This window comes from Paenibacillus campinasensis (genome assembly GCF_002272015.1).
GTDB classification, from domain to species: domain Bacteria; phylum Bacillota; class Bacilli; order Paenibacillales; family Paenibacillaceae; genus Paenibacillus_AQ; species Paenibacillus_AQ campinasensis.
Genome location: NZ_NPBY01000105.1, coordinates 20,603 through 27,577 on the forward strand (window position 1 = coordinate 20,603; position 6,975 = coordinate 27,577).

Consider the following 6,975-nt stretch of genomic DNA (forward strand, 5'->3'; position numbering starts at 1 on the left):
AGGTACCTTCCATACACTATAAAACAAGCTCTTCAATAAAGTGAAGAGCTTGTTTGCTTAACTCACGCAGTGGCGGGATCCTGCCAGACATTAAATTTATTACCGTCAGGATTCTTAAATTTAAACTGCAGGCCGCAGCTGCCTTGATCGATCAGGGTTGGCGGTACCATTCGTTGGCCTCTTGCAACACCTCATCCCCGCCAGCTTCCATAAATTCCTTCACGAAGTGGTCGAACTGATCTAAGGGCCGGTCGCCCGTAATAAAGGAGATGTATGCCTTGTTTCTCAGCTCGAGAAGCTTGGGGCCATTCATGACCAGAGAGGGCGTCGCCACCTCCAATGCATTATAGATTCCGTCCTGATCCAGATTTAAGGTCGAGGCCCACTGCTCTCTTCTTGCAGTCGGGGGAGAGGGAACCATCATGCCGATATTGGCGCCGATGACATTCTGATAGCTGAACATGCTGTCGTAAGGGGGCAGCAGGATGACTTCATCTTGCTCTCCCGCGGCTCCGGCCCATATCCAATGCTTGCCCTTAACCCCGTACTTCATCGCTGTACGCACTTCCACGTCGGGATTCGCACTCACATAATCAAGAATTTGAAGAATCTTCTCGACTTTTCCAGGCTCTGTGGCCGCGCGGGCGCCAATCGCGGTGAAGCTCATTAACCTGTCATAAGCTTTAGTGCCCCGCTGCCCGTATGGTCCGGCAATCGGGGGGCCGAATACAATCCGGGCTTGCGGATGTTTGGCCACCAGCTCTTTGGCGTTATAGGTGGCCTCTACGGGCGTCTCTTTCCCTTTCCGATCGCTGTCATAAGTCCATGCCACATAATCGCCGGTTTGAATCCAGTGATAGTAGTTGCCCATGGATGTCATGCCGATCCTTCCATTAATGAAAGCATGGGACAGATGCTTGTATCCCCCTTTATTCTCGCCGGTTACAAACTCCGGATCGATGACCCCATCCTGGTACCATTGATGCAGGTATTCCAGAGCCTCCTTCATCTCCGGCTCCAGCGCCCCAATGACCAGATGCGGATCCTTTATTCCAAAATAGAGCTGATCGGCAAAGACAATCTGGCCAAAAGCGCCAAACACCATGTTCATGCCCTCCAAAGACAACCCGTACGTATCGTTCAATCCGTTCCCATCGGGATCTTCGTGGGTAAACGCATAGATCACTTGTTCATATTCGGCCAGCGTCTCCGGAACGGGAAGGCCCAGCTTGTCCAGCCAATCCTGTCGATAGATGACCGGAATGCGGTAAATGTTCGTGGGATTGATGACCGGAATGCCGTAATACTTCCCGTCCATTTTCCCATAATCCATATACTCCGGCGCATGATCACGTAGAGCCTTCATGATATTGGGCGCATATTGATCCAGCATCGCTTCAGGAATTTCGGCAAGCAGGCCCAATTGCTGATATTTAAGCAGATCCTGCGGCTGTCTGATTCTGAACAGGTCGGGGATCTCCCCTTGCGCCAATTTCGTATCCAGAAGCGCCTCATAGTTGTTGTTCGCCAGATTCCAGATGTCCAGATCGACCTCAAACTTGTCCTCTACATAGCGCACCATCTCGGCATTCTCAGGGACCGGCAGGTTCTGATGCATGGTCCAGGATATGGTGTGCCGGGGGGCAGCCGATCGGATCGGGTCCGGCGCATCCGTTGCAGAAGAAGGGGAGGCCGGTTTCGTATCACAGCCGATAATTGAGCCGAGTATGAGTATTGCGCCAAGGATGGCTATGCGCGAACCAAACGTTTTTTCCATAGGAGGACCTTCCTTTACCAGTAATCTTCCAGTCAGAACGGCCGGTTACACCTGCTTGGCCATATTGCGCAAATAATTCCCAGGCGTACAGCCATACATCTCCTTGAACTTCTTAATAAAATACGCAGCAGTTCCATATCCGACGCTAGCAGCAACTTGTTCGATTGACATGTGATTGCTCTCGATCAGCGTCTTAGCCCGCTCCATTCGCTGGCTGGTGATGTAGTCGGTATAAGTCATGCCAAGCTCTTCCTTAAACAGCCTGCTCAAATATTTCGCGCTGATAAATACCTTGGACGACACCGTCTCGAGAGACAAATCCTCTGACAGATGGTTTTCGATATACTCCTTGGCCAGCTCCAGAGTGGAAAGAGCCCGTTCGCTATTCCGTTTCTCGGTAAGCGCGATACATGTATTCACGGTATCCAGCAGCCATTGCCGAAACTCATCAATGTTTTGAACCTCGATGTACTGCTTGTACAGATCCATAGGTCCCTGAGCCGGGTGCTTGAAACGGACACTCTTTAAGTAGTCAGAGAATACGAAAACCGTATTGGCCAGTATAAAATGGCAATAATCCGCCGGATACGCTCCATCTCGCATGGTCCCGATCAGGTCGTCAACCGCAGCGGCAATCGCTTGAGACTGGCGAGCGTACAGTTTTTCCTTGAACCGCAGAAGCGTGGATTGCGGGATTTCGTCAACACAGTCCTCTCGCTCCAGCAGTCGTCGATCCTTGAGAACCGCTTGCTCCGGCAGAAAGTAGGCGTATTTCATTAACGTTTCAGCCTCGATATAGCTGTGGTGGAGATCGCCCATGCTGTTCACCCAGGAGCCCCATGAGAGCTGGAGATCAAGACGAAATTGCTGCCTGCCCTCCGAGAGCACCAGCTGAGACAGCTCATCCTGAAGTCCGTCTGATATGTGATTGGAACACAGCATAACAACGATCTTCTTGTCCGGGAGCTCCTCAGCAACAATATGGGCTCCCGGCAGTCTGATCGACTCCAGCTGCTGAATCATCCGCGACATGATCATCTGCATATTTCCTGAGCTGAGCGGGGCAAACGTCTGGCCGGAGTTCAGCAGCAAGCAGCCGTAATGGCTGTATGTCCGGGACAAGCCTAACAGGGACAGCTTATCAGCTAATTCCGCGTCCGGCATATGGTTCCGGAGGATATTCAGAACCACGTTGCGCTTGATAATTGGGCTGCTTTCTTCCAGCGCATCTTCAAGGGTGCTGACTTTATCATGTAATCGGGTAAAGGCGGTATCAATGAGTTTGTAATCATTCATCGGCTGCCCAGGCTGCTGCCCGGACAAGCTTTTAATCATTTCGACGAGCCGCTTGATGGGACTGTAGCTGGCTTTGGCCATAAGGCCTGACAGCAGGAGGCCGATCACGATGGCAAGCAGGGAAATACCCAGGATCAGCTTGTTCACGACCAGGGACTGCTCATAGAACAAGCTTGCAGGCACCGCGCTATACATCATCCATCCGGCAGCAGGCAAGGCTTGGTATGACACGATATAGGACGTATGATCAATCGTACCGCTAAAGCTCCCCGACCCTGCATGATCATGAGCCATGTCCGGGCGGGCATCACTGTATAGATTCATGAATCCCAGGTCCGCCCCTATCACTTTATGGCCTGAACGGTCCCCAATGAAGGTGTATTCGTAGTGTGATGGCATCATATTTTGAATAATGTCATGAATGGCGCTTTCCTTCACATCGATAGCCACGATCAGATCGCTGTTCTCACCGGGTGATGGAAAAGGGGAGCGATGTGCATAGGTTATGATGCTATGGCCATGCTCACCCGGTAAACCAGAGAACATATCGTCAGGGATCCACCGGCTGGGGGTCCATAAGCTGCTGCTGTGGCCCGGCTGAAGCATTCCGTTCATCCAATCGGCAAAAAAATCGGCAATTTCCCGATCATTCGCATTGTAGATAAGACCGTACAGCGAAGAGAGCATCACATTCCGCTGAGGATTATACACATGAATGGCATGCACTATGTCAGCGTTGCTGGCTGCTTCTGCTTTCAGCCGCTGCTGAAGATCCAGCAGGCTGCTACTGTACATGGGAACGGAGGCATCGGCCCATGCACGAAGATCTGCGCCTCTGTCCAGCGAGAGATCTACATATATTTTCTGGACTCTTTCGAGTACCGAGTTTTCAATCGTGCGCGCTGTATTTTCAACAATCATCTGATTCTTGGTTTGCAGCTCCTCTTTATAGCTGCGCGAGAAGTAAATATAGAAGATGGAGCACAGCAGCAGGACGATGACAAGCACAATAGATACATAGGAATACGCTAATCTGGCAAAAGCAGAATTCCACTTCATGGCATACCCTCCTCTCCGCCGGGATTATACACCACGTACTGTCACATCAATTCAACACTTTTGTTAAGCGACGATTAAAATTCCGAAATGAGGTCTAATTTCTCCGAAATTGATAGAAATGAGAAATTGTCTTATTGAAGAATGCCACGGCCTGGTGCTACATTCGGAGCGATTCGAATTGAATAATGAAAGGGGTAAACACGCGTGAACACGAAACTTGCCAAGAAGCTGTTGTCAGCAGCTGCCGGTCTGATGCTATTCGCCAACACCGTTGCATGGCAGCCGGCATTAGCAGCGTCAGCATCGTCCCCGGTTGCATTGCCGCCAGAGCCGGCTTGGGGACATTTTGTAGACAGCTACAAAAATAACAGCTCGACCAACCTGACGGTGGATTCCAATCCAACCATCGGGGTGTTGTCCGGATTTCTGGATCTCTGGACCCCCGGGAGCTCCTGGGATAACGGGACCAAACAGAACAGTGCACTGCTGGACTACAATATTCAGTATGTGAAAGACATTGCTGCCACCAGAACCCCTGAAGATGAATCAAGAGCCTATTATGATGATCGGAGAAATCAGACCTATGGCGCTACGGAAGGCCTGGGTCCACTAGCTGAGGCGTATCGCGCTTTGTCGGGGACGACCACAACGATTGTAGGCATCCCGGATGACGCCACCTCGGTCAAGTACGATGATGGCAATAAACAGAACAAGGGCGGGGATTCCGATTCGGCGCTTGGCAAGATGGTCGACTTGATCGGAGTGCTGCGCGGGAATTATGCTTCCACAACCCCGGCCAAAAATTTCTACAGCTATATGCGGCCTTATCGCTGGTCCCTCCTGGAGGACCCTCAGGCGCCGTCGATTATCGTTCCTACACTGGAGCCTGCGAAGAGCAGTACGCCGCAGACGGACGGCGGCTTCCCAAGCGGTCATACGAATGCTTCGTACCTTGCTGCGCTGGCGCTGGCCTATGCGGTTCCTGAACGATACCAAGAGCTGTTGACCCGCGCCTCGGAGATGGGGCATAGCCGGATCGTGGCGGGCATGCACTCGCCGTTTGATGTAATGGGCGGCCGGGTTATGGCTACGGGGCTGGCTGCAGCTGCCTTGGCCGATCCGGATAATGCAGCACTTAAACAGGCTGCATATGATCAAGCACATCGCGTGCTGTTGAATCGGCCCGGTTCAGGGGAAGACCGATTCAGCAATTATGAGAAGAACAAGGCCGAATTTACCGAGCGATTAACCTACGGCTTCCCGCAGATCAATGTCACGACCAAGCCGATGGTCGTTCCTAAGGGCGCAGAGGTATTGCTGGAAACGCGGCTTCCTTATCTGAGTGATGATCAGCGCCGTGAGGTACTGGCAACGACAGGCCTTCCTTCTGGTTATCCGGTTCTGGATGATCCGGAAGGGTGGGGACGACTGAACCTTTTTGCTGCCGCAGACGGATACGGCGCCTTTGATCATGATGTCACCGTTACGATGGATGCCAGCAAACAGGGCTTTCATGCGTTGGATCAGTGGCGGAACGATATCTCGGGTACAGGCAAGCTGACGAAAGAAGGAAGCGGAACATTAAAGCTGTTGGGCAACAACACGTATTCCGGCGGAACCGAGGTCCATGGCGGCGTTCTCGAGGGAAGCTCGGCAACGGCCTTTGGCACCGGTGACGTCGTGAATGACGGAGCCACCGTCGTGAAGAGCGTATATGGAAAAATGACCCTTGGCGGTGATTTCACCCAATCCGCTGACGGCAAGCTTGAGCTTCGTATTACACGTGCTGATGATGTGCTTGCTATTAAAGGCGCAGTCCATGCAGCAGGGACGCTGCATGTGAAATTCTCGGATCAAGCCGCACCGGGCACTGGGACAATTACACTGATCACCCATGGTGAGAATCAGCGCAGCGGAGCCTTTGATTCCGTGATTATCGATGGATTGCCAAGTCAGTATCAAGCGGAAGTACAATATCAGACCCAACAGATCGCGCTGGTTGTTCGTTCACAGTCGGGCAGCGGGAATCCGGGCACCGGAGGGTCAAGCCCACCTGCGGGTGGAACGGGTGATGGCGCTGGAAGTCCATCACCTTCAGCTCCAGCGGCGCCTTCTGTGCCGCAACAGCCAACACCTCCGGTAGAGCCGCCAACTACAGAACTGCCGGCTGCCGTGGTGAACCCCTTCCAATCCAAGGCTGTGGATCGGGACAGGCTCCTGAAGTTCATTGGCGATACCTTGGCTGCAGCCAACAATCCAAGCCAGACGTTCCGTGACACAACGAATCACTGGAGCCGGAATACGCTGACGACTGCGGTGAGACTGGGCATGGTTCATGGTTATGGGGACGGTACGTTCCGCCCGAATGCACCTGTGACTAGAGCGGAGTTCGCGGCTATGATCGCCCGGGCCTTCGGATGGAATCCAAATGCTGAATCGGCTGTATTCAAAGACACAGGCTCCCATTGGGCCGCTGGCTACATTGGCGCTTTGGCTGAGAAGGGAATTGTGGGCGGGTACGCAGACGACACCTTCAAGCCTAATGCAGCGATTTCCCGCGCAGAGATGGTGACGATCATGGCGCGCTTGATGAATCTTGCCGTCCTTGCAACAGGAGAACCGGTTAGCTTCACAGATGTGAGCAGTGATTATTGGGCGGCGTATACGATCCAGCAGGCCGCGTCAGCCCAATTGGTGCAAGGTGTATCCGTATCCGTATTCGCACCTTATAACCAAGCAACCCGTGCCGAAGCGGTAACCATCATTCTTCGTGCATTGGAGAGCGACAGCGAGATTAAAGAAATTATGGAGACCCTATAAATTATTGTAATGTAACTAAACCA

3 protein-coding genes are annotated in these 6,975 nt (G+C 52.5%); 1 reads left to right on the plus strand and 2 read right to left on the minus strand.

What is annotated here, in order from left to right; translation table 11 throughout:
* Positions 1-151 precede the first annotated feature (151 nt).
* The gene (locus CHH67_RS24625) at positions 152-1,777 is read right to left on the minus strand and encodes an extracellular solute-binding protein (RefSeq protein WP_095268008.1); all 1,626 of its coding nucleotides are present in this window, start codon (positions 1,775-1,777) and stop codon (positions 152-154) included.
* A 45-nt stretch (positions 1,778-1,822) separates the two neighbouring features.
* On the minus strand, positions 1,823-4,132 hold the full coding sequence (locus tag CHH67_RS24630) for an AraC family transcriptional regulator (protein ID WP_095268009.1): 2,310 nt from the start codon (positions 4,130-4,132) through the stop codon (positions 1,823-1,825).
* A gap of 252 nt (positions 4,133-4,384) precedes the next feature.
* On the opposite strand from CHH67_RS24630, the gene CHH67_RS24635 reads away from it, so the two are divergent.
* Positions 4,385-6,952 (plus strand): S-layer homology domain-containing protein, encoded by a 2,568-nt coding sequence (locus CHH67_RS24635; protein WP_095268010.1) that lies wholly within the window; start codon positions 4,385-4,387, stop codon positions 6,950-6,952.
* Positions 6,953-6,975: the final 23 nt, after the last annotated feature.